Source organism: Methanosarcina mangrovi (assembly GCF_052057765.1).
GTDB lineage: Archaea > Halobacteriota > Methanosarcinia > Methanosarcinales > Methanosarcinaceae > Methanosarcina.
Window position 1 is genome coordinate 5,024,451 of sequence record NZ_CP195120.1, and the last position, 17,244, is coordinate 5,041,694.

Genomic DNA, 17,244 nt, shown 5'->3' on the forward strand with positions numbered 1-17,244 from the left:
ATATTCTTCTATTTCCAGTGTTCTTCTAAGAATAAATAAAATTAAAAGTGAAGGGCATCTTTGGGGCAGGCACTCACACAGCGTCCGCATTTGATACAGTCGGGTTTTGTCTCTGTCTGGCAGACCTTGAGCTGCATGGGACAGACTTTTTCACATTTCTTGCAGCTGATGCATTTGTCTTTTTCAAGCTTCAGCTGGTATCTCTTTCCTCCGAGCAGGTTCTGGGCGGTTCCCATCGGACAGAAGGAACACCAGGTCCTGGGGCTCAGATAACTGCCGAGAAGGACTGCAATTGTGGTCGTCACAAGGCATATGGTGACAAAGATCATCCCTATCTTTTCAAAGGTGTTCAGGGTTCCGATGACACTTGAAATCCTGTAGCCCATAACACCCATCATCAGGAAAAAGATGGGGAGGCGCACCCACAGGCTCCGGAGTATTGCTGGGATCTTTCTTTTCTTTGAAATTTTGCCGACCCAGAAATCAGCCAGGCTTCCCCTCGGGCAGAGGTTTCCGCAGAACCATCTGCCTCTGAATGGGCTGATAAGGAAGATTGCGGCAAAGACGAGCAGCATGAAATACCCGAGGGCAGGATACCAGAGCCCTCCGATAGAGACTATCAGGACAAGGATTCCCAGGTAGGGGGTGATTTTGAGCATTTTAATTAGCCTCCGTTTTCCCACTGTTCGAGTTCCTGTCCGAGTCTTTCGGCCCAGGAGTTAACAATTTTTAGAATGACATTTTTAATCTGGTTTCTTGAATGAATTTTATAAATGAAGACATAGCCTCCTCCGTCAAGGTTCTGCTGCGACCTCTGGAGAATTCCTTTTTCGTGCAGCTTTTTCACGGAACGCTGGACTGTAGAAATATCCAGATTCAGAGATCTGGAAAGGGTGTCGGTATCAGTCCATTTTTCGGTCTCATTCAGGAAGTGCTTCATAACATTCAAATCAGCTTTTGTAAGATTGAGAGCGCATTTGATTACATCTTCTATTCTGAATTCTTTGCAGGCGAAGTCTATTATTCCAATCCCTCCTCTCTTCTACAGTACTGTAATATTCTGTCAGGAGTATATATACACTGGGAAGTACAGCATAAAGCCGGTAAAAATTAGAAGTACTGTAATTTATTTACTCTGTTTTCGCTCTTTTTCAGCGGTTTCCCGTCCCTTAAGCTCATGTTCCCAGCATAAGCCAGATTCCTTAAATAAAACAAATTTACCTGATAAAATATAACCCCATCTCTACTTCAGTCCCGTTGCATGTTTTGAGAACGTTTTTTCTTCATAATTTTCGGTTATCCCGGATATTCGTAATTTTTCCGGTTTGTAGAAATTCCTCCCCTTTTTGCCGGGTTTTTCTCCGATTTGTCCGGGGAAATGCCCGCAGTCCGGAAAATTGAGATACATTTTTATACCCCCTCTCCAATCCTCAAATTAAGGTTTGATGAGCTTGCTTGCTTCGGGGTTCTTCCACAAAGAAACCTGATCTTGAACCTATTTTGGGCTCATTTAAATCCACATATACTCCACAAAAAACCGGCAGGTTTCTCCTTTTTTCCTGCCGGATCCACACACTTTTTTTCAATTAAATTATACTTGATCCGGAAAAAACTGTCTTTTTCTCAGACATTTTTCATAAGCGACTTTCTGTCCCCTCTGCAGGCACGGTTTTTTCCGGATCTGTTTTCTAAGTTTCAGGGTTTCCGGGGCGCCGGGACTTACATCCCGAGAGCCGTTTGTGTAATCGTTTCTTCTATTTCTTTTTTCAGCTCTTCCGGGATTCCCCTTATCCCAACATCCAGGAAGCCCCTTATGATCATTCCAACGGCTTCTTCTTCGGTAAGCCCTCTTGCCATCAGGTACTCAACCTGGTCTTTAGCAATTTTTCCCACGGCGGCTTCGTGAGTAAGCTCGATATCGTCTACATTTGCTTCGAGGATGGGGATTGCCAGCTGGCTGCCTTTGTCGGTGAGGACAAGCCCTTTGCACTCCAGGTGCCCTTTTGCACCCTTCGCATTGCCTACCATTTCTCCTCTTGCAATCAGCCTTCCACCGATTGTGATTGTTCTAGATATCAGTTCCGCTCGCGTATCCGGGGCATTGAAGATCGCTCTGCTCCCAAGGTCAAGTTCGGAGCCTGGGTGGCCAATTGCTATGGTATTGAGCCTTGTAACCGCTCCTTTTCCTTCGAGCCTGACAGTCGGGTAAGTCTGTACCGAGCGCACGGGTTTCAGGCAAATGTAATTGCTTATGTAAGTCCCGCCCTCTTCTACGTGCACAACGGTCCTCGGGCGGACCCCTATATGTTCTGCCCAGTTGTGGATCATTGTAAAGTTGAGGGTTGCTCCTTTTTTGACGTACATTTCTGATATCCCAAGGTGGAGTCCTTCTTCAACGCCCTTTTTGGTGGTACAGCCCGTGATAATGTCAAGACTTGCTCCTTCTTCTACGACTATAATATTATGTACTGTCTGCGCTGCTTTTTTGCTCCCCAGCATAAGGCAGGTCTGGACAGGCATGGAAGATTTCTTTCCCGCAGGAGCCCGGACGAAGTAACCGTCCGCATCTTCAAGGTAGGTTTTTGCCGTGTACTTGTCAGCATCCACCTGCACGAGTTTCCAGGAGTAATCTTTGAGCCATTCATATTTTTCAAGGGCTTTATGTGTGGACATCAGTTCCACATTCTCGTCCCTCAGTGAAGAGTGGGAGACTGCATTATCCAGGACAAGGAAACTGCCGGACCTTCCTTCTTCGCTCGGGATTATTCCTACCTGAAGCAGGGTTTTTTTGCTTTCCTCGTCAAGAGTTTGAAGGTCTTCAATAGGTTTGCTGACCCTGGAGCCTTCTTCAAACTTTTCCAGTTCAAAATCCTCTCCGTAAGCCGCTTTTTTCTCAGCTGCGCTTTCGGCTCTTTTTTTCAGGCTCATCTCATCAGTCTGCATGTTATGCACTCCTGGTACCCTTTGTTTTTTATTTCTTCCAGCATTTTCATGGGGTTTCCTGAACACATTACCGTTCCGTTACAGAGAATATACCCTCTGTCTGCCTGCACATAATCCAGAACCTGGCCTGTATGGGTGATAATAAGGGCCGATTTCCCCTTTTTGCATCTAGCTCCCGGACATTCCATGCCTTCTTCAAGTAGTTCTTTTATTGTCATTCCTACCTGTTCGATGCTTACAAGGTCCACTCCGGACTCAGGCTCGTCCAGAAGGTAGAGGCTTGGGTTCTGGGCTGCAAGCTGCAGAAGTTCGGATCGTTTGATTTCTCCGCCTGAAAAACCGACATTTACATCTCTGTCCAGAAAGCGCTTCATGTCAAGATTTTCGGCAAGGGCTTCAGGATCCTTTTTTCCTTTCGATGCTACTTTTACAAGGTCCCTCAGTTTGATTCCAGCCATATCAGGCGGACGCTGCATCATGATGCCCAGCCCGAGGCGAGCTCTTTCGTCAATCGGAAGATGGGTAATATCTTCCCCTTTGAAGAGTATTCTGCCTTTTACAACCCTATACTCGCTAAAGCCCATGATTGTCCTCATGAGGGCTGACTTTCCGGCTCCATTCGGGCCGAAAAGCACATTTGTATACCCTTTTTCAACTTCGAGGTTCACGTCATGAAGCAATGTTTTCCCGTTAACCTCTACAGTCAGATCTTCTATTTTCAGCATCGGTTTTTCTCCCTTAATCTTATTTTGGATACGGTTTCCCCTCTTTCTTTCCCCGTATCTTAAGAAGTAGCCGTTCAAAATACATTTATTTGAACTATATTGTGACAAAATAACGATAAAATCAGACTGTTCTGGCAGTCCGGTCTGTCATGTCTGATTTCCAGTTATCTGCACAAAGTCCTTATTCTTGTTGGAAGCCATTGTATTTCTAACCATCCGTCCCTATAGGTTCTCCTCTACATCTTTTTGAATTTAAGTGTAAAGTTGGGATCCACAATAAATTGGAATTGCCATGAGATTACAACGACATCAATCCCTTAAGCAGAAGTGTTTTTTTTGAAAAAATTATTGTTTTACAAGAAAATGTTGTTGGAAAGAAAATATTGTTGGAAAGAAAATATTGTTGGAAAGAAAATATTGTTGGAAAGAAAATATTGTTGGAAAGAAAATATTGTTGGAAAGAAATCATTGTTGGAAAGAAATCATTGTTGGAGTAAGAGGCCTCTTCCTTTTAATTTGCTCACTGGAGTTCAAGGCGCATGCCGGCTCGAGTTTCCATATATTGAGAAGGGAAAGCATTCTTTATTTTTTTCTTGTGGGCCGTGCAGTGTCCGGCTGCTATCAGTTTCATCTCTTTAAGTCTCTCAAATTTTTCGCTATCATGCAGCCCACCAAGAATTCCTTTTATCTTTCCACAGGAAAGGGCAGCAGCATCCATTATTGCCTCTATCCCAGGGTGAGCACAGCCCGTAAGCACATAGGAGCCGCTTTCCGTACTCAGGACAAGGGACTGCTCTTTTATTTTATCGCCCAGTTCCCCCGTACTCCAGATCCCGTCAGATATCTCTACGGCTTCCTTTATTTCCACAAGGTCGGCCCTCTTCCGAATTTCCTTTTTGAGATTCTCTGAAAAAGATGATGGGACGTACACGGTAAGTCCGGGATTTGTGCAAAGAAGTTCGGGCAGCCCCCCTATATGGTCCCAGTGCTGATGGGAAAGGACAAGTTTATTTATACAGGTGGGGTCGATGCCAATTTTCTCCATATGCTTGAGAAGCAGAGTCCCATCCCATCCGGTGTCGAAAAGGAGGATCTCTCTGCCGGTTTCGAGAAGAGCAGAGAACCCCCAGCTTCCTGTAAAACCAGGGCATGCTTCATTATCGTACAGTACTGTCAGCCTGAGCATCTGCCTGCCTCACATTCTCAGCGTCGTGCGGCTCATATTTCTGACATCGTCCGGTAATCAAGCATCGTGGAAATCGGATTTGTTTCAATCTCAATCCCTGTTTCCTCAAGAGCGCAGATTCCGTTAATTCCTCCGACTACCGCAACCCCGAACTTTCCGGTTTCAACCGGAGCTCCAAGTAAGAACTCATCAATTTCTCCTATGGTGACGCAGCCTGCCAGATCCACTTTTTCTGCTTTTTTCAGAATTCCTTTTGCCATTTCATAAGCAGAGGCATTTATCTGCCTCATATTGGCAAGGATTTTTCCTTCTCCTTTTTCAAGGACCTCAAGGACGGAGGTAGGAGTCCGATTCATGAAAATCTTTATCGGGTCAATGGAGGTCCCGCTATAGGAGATCAGGTCAAGGAAACGCGCCGGTTTCTTGTTTTCTATCTGGAGGATCCCTCCATAGGACGGTTCTACGGGAATTCCCGCTTTCAGGAGAAGTCCGTCAAAAGTGACGCTGCATACGGTAGCTATTCCTATTTTTCCCGGGGGGAGGGGTATTTCAGGTTCCGAATCCTCTTCGAAGATTCTTACTCTGGGGCTTATCATATACCCTGCGTGAGCTGTATACGAAATCAAATCAATAACAGTTTCAAAATCATCTTTGTCAAAATAAGAGATATTTACTACGACGTCCCCTTTATCTGTTTCAGGGTTATAAGTGGTTCTGAATGCCATTTCTTCTATCCTGGATATCACAAAACCAAAACGGTCCCCAATGAGGGCATCATTCATCTCGCTTTCTCCAAGATCCGTAAGCGTACGCCCGGCATATCCGTGTTTGTTTGTAAACCCTCTCTCATCCAGGATCCTCAGGTGGTAGCGGACAGCTCTCTCTCCTATATCATAGCCCCGGTTGTTTAATTCGTCAGCTATTGCCCGGGCACCTATAGGTTTGTCACTTTCGTGAATCACCCTCATGATTTCAATGAGTTTTCGCTCGATTTGCGGATCCATCATGTCTATAACACCGTTATATCCTGTATCAATTCCGTGATTGCGGATAATCGTGATGAAACCATAAAGACCGCACATTGAAGCATTCCGTGCCGGTCTCAATGAGTATTAAGTGGTTTCTAGAGTTTCAATGAGGCAGTTCCCCTGAATCATAGGTGAGGTTTCCGTGAGTCCAGGTTCATATAATTATCATTGAATATAATCAGCTATTTATTGATTGCTCAAAACGGATTAAATCCTTCTTTTAAATACTCAATTATAGTAAATCTTTTAGTACTTAATATAAGTTTGTCTCATTCAACTTCATATAACTGCTACTGAAAACCCCGGAAAAGAGAATTTTTCAGACCGCAAAAAGTCTTTTAACCTTCCTTTTATTAACTTTTTCTATGGCCCTTCCAATCATTAAAAATGGCAGCGTAAGTTCTCAGTAAAGGTCTCAGCCGTGTATGATCAGTCCGGCTGCTATATTCGATCCGGATATTAATTATTGTACAGGTTTTACAATTCCGGGGCTCATAAATTATACCAGTTTCACAATCCCCGGTTCGGGAGAATAAAGCTCCCCTGTTTCCAGAAGTTTTTCCAGGATTGTATTAAATTTCTTCCGGCTGATCCCTCTTTCCACAGCCTTCTCACGAAACTCTTCAATTCCCATTTTTCCCTCCGAGACCTCGAGGATCTCTTTGAGAATTGATTTCTGATCTTTTTTTGCGGCTGTTTGTCCAGAAGAAGTCCCGAGTCCCGTCCGAGTAGTTTTTTTCCCTGTCTGATCCTCGGGACTTGCTTCTTCAGGATGAGGCTTCAGGAAAAAAGTTTCTTTTCCTTTTCCGGAAAGTTCTGCCTGCAGGCAAGTTCTGAAGTCCACAGCTTCGGGTAATTCTTCGAAAGAGCCGAATATCCTGAGTTTTCGTGCCTTCAGGAGGGCTCCGCAGTGCTGGCACCTGAGAGTTTTCTTCCCGGTCTCGGTTATCTGGGCATGCTGCCGGCATTCGGGGCAGACTACCACAACATAACGGGCGGGTTTATCTCCTAACTCCATCTCTTCTCACTTTCCGTATCTTCTCTGCCTCTTCTGGAAATCCCTTATTACCCTCAAAAGGTCTATTCTTCGCACATCTTTCCAGTTGACGTCCGTAAAATAGAGTTCCGAATATACGGACTGCCAGACAAGGAAATCCGAAAGTTTCTGCCCTCCCGAACGGATCATTATATCGGGTTCGTGCTTGACAAGAAGGTGGGATTCAAGCATCTTTTCGTCCACTTCTTCAGGTCTGACACTTCCCGCCTTAACTTCTTCAAGAATAGAGAGTACGGCCCTGGTGATTTCCCCTCTCCCTCCAAACCCGAGTGATACATATACAAAAAAGTCCTTTCCCTGCCTGCTGCTCTTTACTTCCCCTTCAAGGCCATGTACTTTATACCCTGTTCCGGAAGGGAGGTCCGTGAAACTTTCTTCCAGGCTGCTTCCAAGCGTTGACGCAAGTTCCGTTTTCACCGGCTGGTCAGCCTTCAGGATATCTACATAAATGCTCACGAGTTCTACCTTAAACCTTTTGAATATGAGGAGCGCAGAAAGGAGTTTTTCCATCCCTCTCGGTTCGAGGAGGTCGGTCTCCTTAAGTATGATAGCTACATGCTCCGGGGTCTTTGTAGTTGACCTCGTTATTTGCCAGGCCAGGAACCTCTCATAGAGAGGATGACCAAAAGAAAGCAGGTCCATTGAGTATTCCTTCTAAAAATGCCTTAAATGGCTCGGTACTCCTAATTTACTGGCCCGGTCTTTTTTATTTTTTATCTTGTGTTTCCAGGCTTTCAGGTTTTCTCAGCTCGTTTCCAAGCAGGTTATTTTGCAGTAGATACGATCTTGATTACGTCCCCGTTTTTCAGTTCATGTTTTTCCCCTAGCCTGAGCCTCGTCCTTGCATCCACCGCATACAGGAAACGGTCTCCTATTTCGGTATGGATCTGGTATGCAAGGTCGTGGCAGGTAGAACCCCTTTTCATAAGGTAAGCATCCGGAAGCATGTTCCCTACTTTGTCGGACCATTTTCCTTCGTCTTCTACGGGATATACTACAATAAGGTCCAGAAGTTCAAAGACCGTCCTGTTTATGCATTCCTGAACACCGGTGGTGCCAAGCCGTTCAATTACTTTACGGATGGCTTCAAGCCCTTTCTTCTGGGCTTTTGTAAGATCTTCTGTAAGCAGCTCAAAGTCTCTGTCCCCAGGTGCATACCTGATTATTCCGCTTTTTGCCGCTGATTTCAAAGCCAGTTCGGCAGCTGCACTGGTAGGGACCACTATCCTGTCAAGTTCCTTGAGCTTATTCAGGTTTTCTCTCGGGGCAATATCTGCCTTATTTGCAGCAATAAGCAGGGGTTTGCTGATCTCCCTCATAGTGTCGCAGAGCCGGATCATATCTTCCTCAGTCCATTTAATATGATCCACCCTTGCAAGCCCGGTATCGATCAGGGCAGCGTTTACGTGCGATTCCTTTATTCCTGCCCCTGCGAGCTGTTCCGAAATCACGAGCTCAAGCTTTAACCCTTCTGCCTGGATTTTTCTGGAAAGCTTCACCCAGTTCCTTTCCAGAATTCCATAGAGCCACATGGTAATTTCCCTGTTCAGGAAAGCCACATCATCAAGCGGGTTATGGTCTCCTATTTCTACGGGGTTGCCCTCGGCGTCTGTCCCGCCTGAGGCGTCTACAACATGAATTATTGCCTGGGCCTGCCGTAGCTCGTCCAGGAAAGTATTTCCAAGTCCTCTTCCTTTGCAGGCATCCGGCACAAGCCCTGCAACGTCAATGATATCAATCGGAACAAGCCTGACGCCGTCCACACACTTTCCACATATTTTTTCCTTCTCTTTACAGGGGCACTCAGCCCTGACATATGTGACGCCGTGATTGGCGTTAATAGTTGTGAAAGGATAATTTGCAATTTCAACATCTGCAAGGGTAGCAGCTTTGAAGAAAGTGGATTTGCCCGCATTGGGCTTTCCTGCAAGGCCTATGGTCATCGACATAAATTATAAAAAAGAGCTTGTTGCATTTAATCTTTATTGATATTGAAGCCGTGGAAACAGGTTTTTCTCTCCCCATTTTCGGGGAAAAAAGCCCGGTACGCCGCAGGTTCAGCCACCTTTTGAGTAACAAAGTTTATATTCTAGAATGTGCTTATCAGTGGTGCTCGCTTGCGTCCCGATAGGGTAGTGGATATCCTTGAGGCCTGCGGAGCCTTAGACCTGAGTTCAAGTCTCAGTCGGGACGTAAATTCTTATTTTCATTCTATTTTCCGGTTATTCTTCATCCCTTTTTATCTATTCTTTATCTCTTCCCGACTATTCTTTGTTTTTTTCTTTGTCTACCCCTTGTCTGTTCTTTGTCTATTCTTCGTTTTTTCTCCATCACGACTAGTTGCATCCTCTTTTTCCTTCCTATCTTCTTTCTGTTTTTTTCTCACTAATCTCTTAAATCTATCAAAAAGATAATGAATATAAATTATCTTATAAATACAGACTAAAAGATGGTGAGATTCATGAAAGGGAAAATTCTGGTTTTACTTCTGGTGTTTGTGTTTTTGTTTGCTTCAGGCTGTGCCGAGGAAGATGCGGGATCCGGAACAGAGGAATCCGCTGCTTCGGAAGCCGCAGTAACGGAATCGCAAGAAAATGTACCGCAGGAAAATGTTGTTTCAGATGGAAAGGATTATGTTGTCCGCCTTGAGTATTATAATGTAACTAGACCTTCTGAACTGGATATCCTTGCAGGGGATACGGTCTCCTGGTGGAGTGGCAAAAGGCAGGGAAACTATGTCCTCGTAAGTGAAGACGGCCTCTTCCCGGATCAGGAAATGGCTTACAGCGTCCCTTATAGTTATACCTTTAACACTCCTGGAACTTACGTCTTCACTGTGAAAGACGTTCCGGAAATGAATGTTACAATAAGGGTGAGTTGAGAACTTCCGTTCTTCCTTTTTTAAAGCTTCTTTTTTTTGACTTTGTAAAAATATTCTTAATAAGGTTTTTACCCAATATTTTTGTAAAAACAGTATTGAACGCTTCTTTGTTCTTCGCTAAAAAATAGAAAAATATTTTATAACCCAAATTTTATATATTCAGGAATTTAATATATAAAGTGCATAACTTACGCAGATTAACAGAGTGGTCAATAGCATTGAACTTTCATCAACCTAAAAATAAGTTTAAACCACAACGCCAGAGGATTCGATTTTTACCTTCAACTGCGTAAGCTTTGATTTAAACGATTGTAGCTTTAAAGTAGACGGCAAAATATATAATGTATAATCATTAAGAATATGCCGCAGATCTTAATTGCAATCGTCTTGGCGAAGTTGACTTTAAACAAATTTAGGAGGTAAAGCTCAAATGAGCAAACTAACTACCGGGAGTTTTTCTATAGAAGATCTGGAATCCGTTCAGATCACTATCAACAACATTGTAGGGGCAGCAAAGGAGGCTGCTGAAGAAAAAGCAAAGGAATTGGGCCCGATGGGTCCCACTGCTCTGGCAGGCCTGGCATCCTACAGAAGCTGGAACTTGCTTCTTCTTGACCGCTACGAACCCGTCCTGACCCCCATGTGTGACCAGTGCTGTTACTGTACTTACGGACCATGTGACCTTTCCGGAAACAAAAGAGGAGCCTGCGGAATTGACATGGCCGGACACACCGGAAGGGAATTCTTCCTCCGTGTAATTACAGGTACTGCCTGCCACGCTGCCCACGGCCGCCACCTGCTTGACCATGTAATAGAAGTCTTTGGCGAAGATCTCCCCCTCAACCTTGGAGAATCAAACGTCCTGACCCCCAACGTTACAATCTGCACAGGGATGAGCCCAAAGACCCTCGGAGAATGCAGAGCCCCGATGGAGTATGTTGAAGAACAGCTCACCCAGCTCCTTGCGACCATCCACGCAGGGCAGGAAAGCGCTGAAATTGACTACGACTCAAAAGCCCTCTTCAGCGGCAGTCTTGACCACGTCGGTATGGAAGTTTCCGATATCGCTCAGGTCTCAGCATATGACTTCCCGAAAGCTGACCCTGAAGCCCCGCTCATTGAAATCGGCATGGGATCCATTGACAAGTCCAAGCCACTCATTGTCGCAATCGGACACAACGTGGCAGGTGTAACCTACATCATGGACTACATGGAAGAGAACAACCTGACCGATAAGATGGAAATTGCCGGGCTTTGCTGTACCGCATTCGACATGACCAGGTACAAGGAAGCTGACAGGAGAGCTCCATACGCAAAGATCGTAGGATCCCTGGCAAAGGAATTGAAGGTTATCCGCTCCGGAATGCCTGATGTTATTGTTGTGGATGAACAGTGCGTCCGCGGAGATGTCCTGGCAGAATCTATGAAACTTAAGATCCCCGTGATCGCATCAAACGAAAAGATCATGATGGGTCTGCCTGACCGCACAGACGCAGATGTGGATTCAATAGTCGAGGAACTCAAGACCGGCGCAATTCCGGGTTGTGTGATGCTGGACTATGACAAACTCGGAGCACTTGTCCCGAAGATTGCCGAAGTAATGGCTCCGATCCGCGATGCAGAGGGCATAACGGCAATTCCGACTGACGAGGAATTCAAGGCATACATAGACAAGTGTGCCAAGTGCGGAGAATGCCTGCTGGCATGTCCGGAAGAACTCGATATCCCGGAAGCATTGGAATATGCAGCCAAGGGAAGCTACGAATACCTTGAAGCCCTCCACGATGTCTGTATCGGCTGCCGCCGCTGTGAGCAGGTCTGTAAGAAGGAAATCCCAATCCTGAACGTGCTTGAGAAGGCTTCACAGAAATCCATCGGTGAAGAGAAAGGATGGGTCAGGTCCGGCAGAGGACAGGCAAGTGACGCGGAAATCAGGGCAGAAGGCCTGAACCTCGTTATGGGAACTACTCCGGGTATCATTGCAATCATAGGATGCCCGAACTATCCGGCCGGTACCAAAGATGTCTACAACATTGCCGAAGAGTTCCTGAGGAGGAACTATCTTGTGGTAGTGAGCGGATGTTCCGCAATGGATATCGGTATGTACAAAGACGAGGACGGCAAGACCCTTTACGAAAGGTACCCGGGTACATTCTCAGGTGGCGGACTGCTTAACACCGGTTCCTGTGTGTCCAATGCACACATTACTGGAGCCGCTGAGAAAGTTGCCGGAATCTTTGCCCAGAGGACCCTGGCAGGAAACCTGGCAGAAGTTGCAGACTACACTCTCAACCGTGTAGGTGCATGCGGACTTGCCTGGGGTGCATACTCACAGAAAGCAGCTTCAATCGGTACCGGATGTAACATCTACGGTATCCCCGCAGTGCTCGGCCCGCACAGTTCAAAGTACAGGAGAGCCCTGATTGCCAAGAACTATGACGAGTCCAAGTGGAAAGTCTTTGACGCTAGGGACGGCTCGGAGATGAACATCCCACCAGCACCGGAATTCCTCCTGACAACAGCAGAGACCTGGCAGGAAGCCCTCCCAATGATGGCAAAAGCCTGCATCCGCCCGTCTGACAACAACATGGGCAGGTCCATAAAGCTGACCCACTGGATGGAGCTTTCAAAGAAATACCTTGGTGTAGAGCCAGAAGACTGGTGGAGGTTCGTCAGGAATGAGGCTGACCTCCCGCTTGCCAAGCGTGAAGAACTCCTAAAGAGGCTCGAGGCAGAGCAGGGATGGGAAATTGACTGGAAGAGGAAGAAGATCATATCCGGTCCGAAGATCAAATTCGATGTCTCTGCACAGCCAACTAACCTCAAGAGACTTTGCAAAGAGGCCTGAAAAAGATTGACACAAGGGAACTTACGCATTTGAGGTACGAAATAAAGCACAGCCGGTGCTATTGTTCTAATTTATATTTTTAAACACCTAAAGGTTCAATGCTCGGTTCAATGTTCGGTTCAATGCTCTATTGATATTTCAGCTCAACTGCGTAAGTTCTATGACAAACCCATGACAAACAGATCTGATTTTAATACTAACTGCTCCTTCTTTTTTGTGAGGACAACAGATAAGGAGCAGTTTTATGATATTTCTTTTATAGCAGTTTTATGGTATTTCTTTATAATAGATTAAGCAAAAATTAATCAAGGGACTTTTACAGAGCCGCTTTTTTCTTATGATATCAGCAGACTTCTGCGTGGTAGGACCGGGTTTGAGAATTAACCGTTACACGAAGTGATAGATATTTGTTAAGTGATTGCATGGAATAGCAACCGAATGGCAAGCCTCACTACCCACAGGCAAAGCCTCAGACTCTTTATGAACCCATACGAAAAATATGTTTAATATTATTTAGTCTGGAATTTTAATGGAAGGGAGAATTTCTCTCAGACCTTTGTAATCGGCCTTGCCACGCCTTTATAATGGTCAAAAAGTTCTTTTCCCCATTTAAGCGCGCTTTCGTCAAAACTCACAAGGTTATGGTTGTAATAGATCCCGCTATTGCAAAAGAGGGACAGGGCCGTAAATTTCTCTGTAACTATGCTTGATGCGATTTTCATATTATTGTTGTTGCAGACATAGAGTTTGGTGTATTTTAAGTTCAGGAAGTGTTCAAGCTCTTTTTTGTAGTCGTTTAGCATCCTGTCATAAACATACTCGGTGAATACGAGGGTAATATCCGTACCCTTTGCCGCAAGCTCTATACAGAGTGAAGGATAGATCGGAAGGAAGAATGAAGACGAGATCATTACCTTCTCGGATTCGGAAAGGTGTTTTACGACTTCTTTCGGGTACTCGAATACATGGTTTCTGTCCGGGTTTACTTCCATATAGTCTCCAAGCTTTCCGATATCATCCAGGAATTCAGGAGGAATTGATGTCATATCCTGGTTTATCCAGTAATCGTGGTTTTTATCGAAGACATTAAAGGTTTCAAGGATTGCTCTCATCTTGGGGACAAGAATCTCTCCGATACTGGAAAGTTTGTAGAGCCTGTTGTTTTCTACAATCAGGTCCTGCTTCATCAGGATCTTTATCTGAGTCATTATCGGGCTTGAACGTACATCCAGTGTATTCTTAATCTCCTCGATAGTCTTGGGCCCGTCCAGAAGTAGCAGAAGGAGGTTTTTCCTTTTTTCTGAAAGAAAGAGAACATCCAGTAATGATGATTCCATCTGATTCCCTCTCTTATGTTTTTATCCTGTTATATCTAACATTGTATATATCTCTATACCAGAAGTATATGCACTTCTCTTTCCTTTCTTCCTTGCCATTATCACTTTTGATGGAAAAAAGTACCTTCAGGTTGGTAACTATGGGGACATTCCGAAAATTGCCATTTTAACGTAACAAACTACCACTATAAGATATATAATTATTTTTCATTATTTTTTGTTTATGATGTCCCAATATCTGAGCCTCATCCGGCAAAACTTTTCTCTATCTCTGTTTTATATGCCCGGAGGGGGAACAGTACTTATATTTTAAATAAGTTGGGAATTCATCTGTGCCTTTCCTCTTATATGGTCTTTTCCAAGTTATATCTTATTTACCTGCTTGGAAAGTCTCTTGAAATAGTCAAACAATTCCTGGCCCCATCGCAGGGCAGCAGGCTCAAAACTCATAATAAACTGCTGGTCGAACTTTCCATTTTTGTCAAAGAGCCCAAGGAGCATTATTCTATCAGTAACAGTAATTTCAGTTAGCTTTATTCCCTCTTTAGAGATGTAAAGGCTCACGTTATCCATGCTCATTAGCTCTTTTATCATATTTGAGTGTTCGTTTGAGAGATGGTCCCAGACGGACTGAGTGAAATTAAGAGAAAGTTCGGCATCCTTTCTGCCAAGTTCAACATACAGGGGCAGATAGGCAGGATTGAAATATGAAGCAAAAGTCGAAACCATCTTTGCATTGGCCATGCTATCAATGATCTTCTGGGAGGGTTCATAAATGTGGTTCAGGTCCGGCTCTATGAGGATGCAATCTCCAAGTTCTGCGATTCTTTCAAGAAGGTGGCGGGGGATTGAATTCAGGTCATGCCCTGTCCAGTAAGAATTATTTTTTTCCACAACCTCAAGGGCGCTGATCAGCGGCTTTACCTTCTTGATTATGAACTCTCCAAGTACCGTGAGCTTGTACATCCGGTCTTCCTGGACGATGAGATCGCTATCTATCAATTTCTTTATCTGGGGAAGAATTGAGGTAGCAGTAACATCCAGTTCATCCCTGATTTCATCAATGTTTTTTGAGCCGCTATCCAGCAGTATAAGAAGGTTTTTTCTTTTATCGGAGCGGAAAACAAGATCAATAAGCGAAGATTCCATATCTCCCTACTTCCTGCAGTATAATATGCTGCGATATGCTGCCGATCCCTCTTTCCGGCAGGCTGGTTCCTTGGCTGTTCTTTTTCAATTTCAGAATTTCACCGGCATTTTTCAAACTACCTGTTTCTGGGGCACAACTGTAGATTCAGTCCATTGAAAAACCGGGAGTACAGACTCCCACAAACGTCATCTTTGTCTCCATCGGGGTCTGCTTCCATCCCGGAGGAACGAGATACTCTATGCTTGTATCTATCTTTATTGAACTTTCCGGAAGCCCGAAATCTTTCAGGGAATCCAGGATTAGTTCTTCCCCGGCTTTTTGGGAGTATTCCAGGGCATTCCTGTATTGCTCGAACTTCTTTCTTCCTGCCGGGGTAAATACAAGGAAATTCTGGTCCGGGTTTTCCATCGAATAAGGCCTGATCGTTATCTCAACTCTTTTAATCCCTTTTCCTACAAGAGCTCCGACAGCGTTGCCCACTCTCGCCTGCTCGGGGACAATAATCTCCGCATCAATAAGAGCTTTCAGTTCTCCATAGTAGGCTTTTACAGGCCCTCCCAGCAGAACTATGGGAATATTTACCTTGTACTGGACAGGAACTTCTTCTTCCAGCATCATCTTTATTCCATCTTTTCCCCTGCCTTCCATTATAAAGGACATAAGACTGTAAGCCATATTTCTGGCAACCTGCTGCTTTACTTTCTTACAGAAGGCATGTACTCCAAGCTGTGTAAAGCGGGCAAGTTTTTTGGCCCCTATCAGGGCGGTTTCTACGTCCCATTCCGTGTATTCCCCAAGGACATGCAGGGCATCGGTGGGCGTAAAGCCTATTGCCTGGATGACCCGCTGGTTGAGCAGGGAATCCAGGACTGCAGGAGAGGGAAAACGCTTCATTTTATTTAATATTTCGTGGATAGTAAGAGGCTCATCCCCTATAACTTCCAGCAGCTTCTTCTCGCTCTCCGTAGGGTTGACGGGTATTACTCCGGTTCTGACAAAAAATTTGGTGGGCTGAATATGCTCATTGAGCATGGTCCTCAACGGTATGGGATTTTTCTCAAGTTTTTCTTTGAAGTTGGGGTACTTTACCGCAGCAAAACAGAGAGGCATTACTCTTCTCGGGCCTATCCTTATGCATTTCTTGAACCATACATGGCTGTCTCCCCCGTTTGCAGAGCTTTCCATTTTTATAGCTTTTACGCGGGTCTGCCAGCCCCCGACAACTGCCCCTTTCTCGCAGAGCTCGGGTACGCCATTTTTAATTATGGAGACATCCGTGCTTGTTCCTCCGACGTCGATTACCGCACAGGTGTCGAGCCCTGAAAGGTGTGAAGCTCCCATAATACTTGCAGCGGGACCTGAAAAAATAGTCTCAATCGGGCGCAGTTTAGCGCCTTTTATATCTATAACCGAGCCGTCGCATTTTAACATCAGAACTTTCGCATCAAGGTTTCTTTCCCTTACTTCATTCATGATGGAATGGATAAACTGGTATGTTATGGGAATTAGCTGGGCATTCAAGACTGCGGTTGCTGCCCTTTCGTAGGCTCCGAGTTCCTGGGACAGCTCATGCCCGCAGACCACAGGATGCCCCGTAAGTTTGAGGATTACATCCTTTATCTTTAACTCATGTTCCGGGTTCCGGGTGCTGAAATAGGAAGAAACGGCAAACGCGGATACTTTCTTTTTCAGACTCACTGCAAACTGTTCTACAGCCGTGAGGTCAAGGGGCTGGAGTTCGTCTCCATTGCTGTCGTGCCCTCCTTTCACCGTAATGCAGTAGTCGGCTGGCAGCTCCCTTGGAATGGTGTAGTCCCCTACAAGAATCAGGCCAACAGGATACCCGGTCCTTTCCAGGATGGTATTTGTTGAAAGAGTTGTGGAAACCGACACGAGTCTTACTTGCTTGAGATATTCCGGGTTTAACTTATCAATTGCGTTCCGAATTCCGGTCATCAGGTTTGGATAGGTGGTAATCGCTTTGCTTGTATCAAGGATCCGGCTGTCCGAATCCCTTAAGATAACCGCATCAGTGTATGTTCCACCTGCATCAATACCCAGACTATATTGCATTGTCAAAACAGCCCCA

General features: G+C 45.1%; 14 protein-coding genes and 1 tRNA gene. 3 read left to right on the top strand and 12 right to left on the bottom strand.

The features are described 5' to 3' along the window. Positions 1-41 precede the first annotated feature (41 nt). The 9 genes from ACSAZL_RS22095 to ACSAZL_RS22135 form a co-directional block, all read right to left on the bottom strand. Positions 42-659, bottom strand: a complete 618-nt coding sequence (locus tag ACSAZL_RS22095) for a 4Fe-4S binding protein (protein WP_440946689.1) — start codon at positions 657-659, stop codon at positions 42-44. Positions 660-664: 5 nt separating this feature from the next. Continuing rightward, the gene (locus tag ACSAZL_RS22100; protein ID WP_440948935.1) at positions 665-1,024 is read right to left on the bottom strand and encodes a helix-turn-helix domain-containing protein; all 360 of its coding nucleotides are present in this window, start codon (positions 1,022-1,024) and stop codon (positions 665-667) included. A 695-nt stretch (positions 1,025-1,719) separates the two neighbouring features. Further along, positions 1,720-2,943 carry a SufB/SufD family protein gene (locus ACSAZL_RS22105; protein ID WP_440946690.1) on the bottom strand — a complete coding sequence of 408 codons (1,224 nt, stop codon included), beginning with the start codon at positions 2,941-2,943 and terminating at the stop codon, positions 1,720-1,722. Next, positions 2,925-3,668 carry an ABC transporter ATP-binding protein gene (locus tag ACSAZL_RS22110; RefSeq protein WP_440946691.1) on the bottom strand — a complete coding sequence of 248 codons (744 nt, stop codon included), beginning with the start codon at positions 3,666-3,668 and terminating at the stop codon, positions 2,925-2,927. Before ACSAZL_RS22110 ends, ACSAZL_RS22105 begins: the two co-directional genes overlap by 19 nt. Before the next feature lie 520 nt (positions 3,669-4,188). Then, on the bottom strand, positions 4,189-4,854 hold the full coding sequence (locus ACSAZL_RS22115) for an MBL fold metallo-hydrolase (RefSeq protein WP_440946692.1): 666 nt from the start codon (positions 4,852-4,854) through the stop codon (positions 4,189-4,191). 32 nt (positions 4,855-4,886) lie between these two features. Then, a complete protein-coding gene (nrpRI, locus tag ACSAZL_RS22120; RefSeq protein ID WP_440948936.1) occupies positions 4,887-5,861 on the bottom strand; it encodes a global nitrogen regulator NrpRI in 975 nt (324 codons plus the stop codon). A 520-nt stretch (positions 5,862-6,381) separates the two neighbouring features. Beyond that, entirely contained in the window at positions 6,382-6,900 is a 519-nt protein-coding gene (locus ACSAZL_RS22125) for a DUF5817 domain-containing protein (protein ID WP_440946693.1), read from the bottom strand. A 6-nt stretch (positions 6,901-6,906) separates the two neighbouring features. Beyond that, positions 6,907-7,581: an undecaprenyl diphosphate synthase family protein gene (locus tag ACSAZL_RS22130; protein WP_440946694.1), complete on the bottom strand. Its 675-nt coding sequence runs from the start codon at positions 7,579-7,581 to the stop codon at positions 6,907-6,909. A gap of 122 nt (positions 7,582-7,703) precedes the next feature. Further along, positions 7,704-8,888, bottom strand: coding sequence for a redox-regulated ATPase YchF (locus tag ACSAZL_RS22135; protein ID WP_440946695.1), 1,185 nt, complete (start codon positions 8,886-8,888; stop codon positions 7,704-7,706). A 172-nt stretch (positions 8,889-9,060) separates the two neighbouring features. On the opposite strand from ACSAZL_RS22135, the gene ACSAZL_RS22140 reads away from it, so the two are divergent. The 3 genes from ACSAZL_RS22140 (at position 9,061) to cdhA (ending at position 12,668) form a co-directional block, all read left to right on the top strand. After that, a tRNA-Arg gene (locus tag ACSAZL_RS22140) sits at positions 9,061-9,132 on the top strand. A 268-nt stretch (positions 9,133-9,400) separates the two neighbouring features. Continuing rightward, positions 9,401-9,820: a cell surface lipoprotein gene (locus tag ACSAZL_RS22145; RefSeq protein WP_440946696.1), complete on the top strand. Its 420-nt coding sequence runs from the start codon at positions 9,401-9,403 to the stop codon at positions 9,818-9,820. Positions 9,821-10,250: 430 nt separating this feature from the next. Beyond that, the gene (gene cdhA, locus ACSAZL_RS22150; protein WP_440946697.1) at positions 10,251-12,668 is read left to right on the top strand and encodes a CO dehydrogenase/acetyl-CoA synthase complex subunit alpha; all 2,418 of its coding nucleotides are present in this window, start codon (positions 10,251-10,253) and stop codon (positions 12,666-12,668) included. Between the two features lie 548 nt (positions 12,669-13,216). Here cdhA and ACSAZL_RS22155 read toward each other — a convergent pair. The 3 genes from ACSAZL_RS22155 to ACSAZL_RS22165 all read right to left on the bottom strand — a co-directional run bounded on the left by ACSAZL_RS22155 (position 13,217) and on the right by ACSAZL_RS22165 (position 17,228). Further along, positions 13,217-14,005: a helix-turn-helix transcriptional regulator gene (locus tag ACSAZL_RS22155; RefSeq protein ID WP_440946698.1), complete on the bottom strand. Its 789-nt coding sequence runs from the start codon at positions 14,003-14,005 to the stop codon at positions 13,217-13,219. A 363-nt stretch (positions 14,006-14,368) separates the two neighbouring features. Further along, positions 14,369-15,154, bottom strand: a complete 786-nt coding sequence (locus ACSAZL_RS22160) for a helix-turn-helix transcriptional regulator (protein ID WP_440946699.1) — start codon at positions 15,152-15,154, stop codon at positions 14,369-14,371. Positions 15,155-15,299: 145 nt separating this feature from the next. Further along, positions 15,300-17,228 carry a hydantoinase/oxoprolinase N-terminal domain-containing protein gene (locus ACSAZL_RS22165; RefSeq protein ID WP_440946700.1) on the bottom strand — a complete coding sequence of 643 codons (1,929 nt, stop codon included), beginning with the start codon at positions 17,226-17,228 and terminating at the stop codon, positions 15,300-15,302. Between the last annotated feature and the right edge of the window lie 16 nt (positions 17,229-17,244).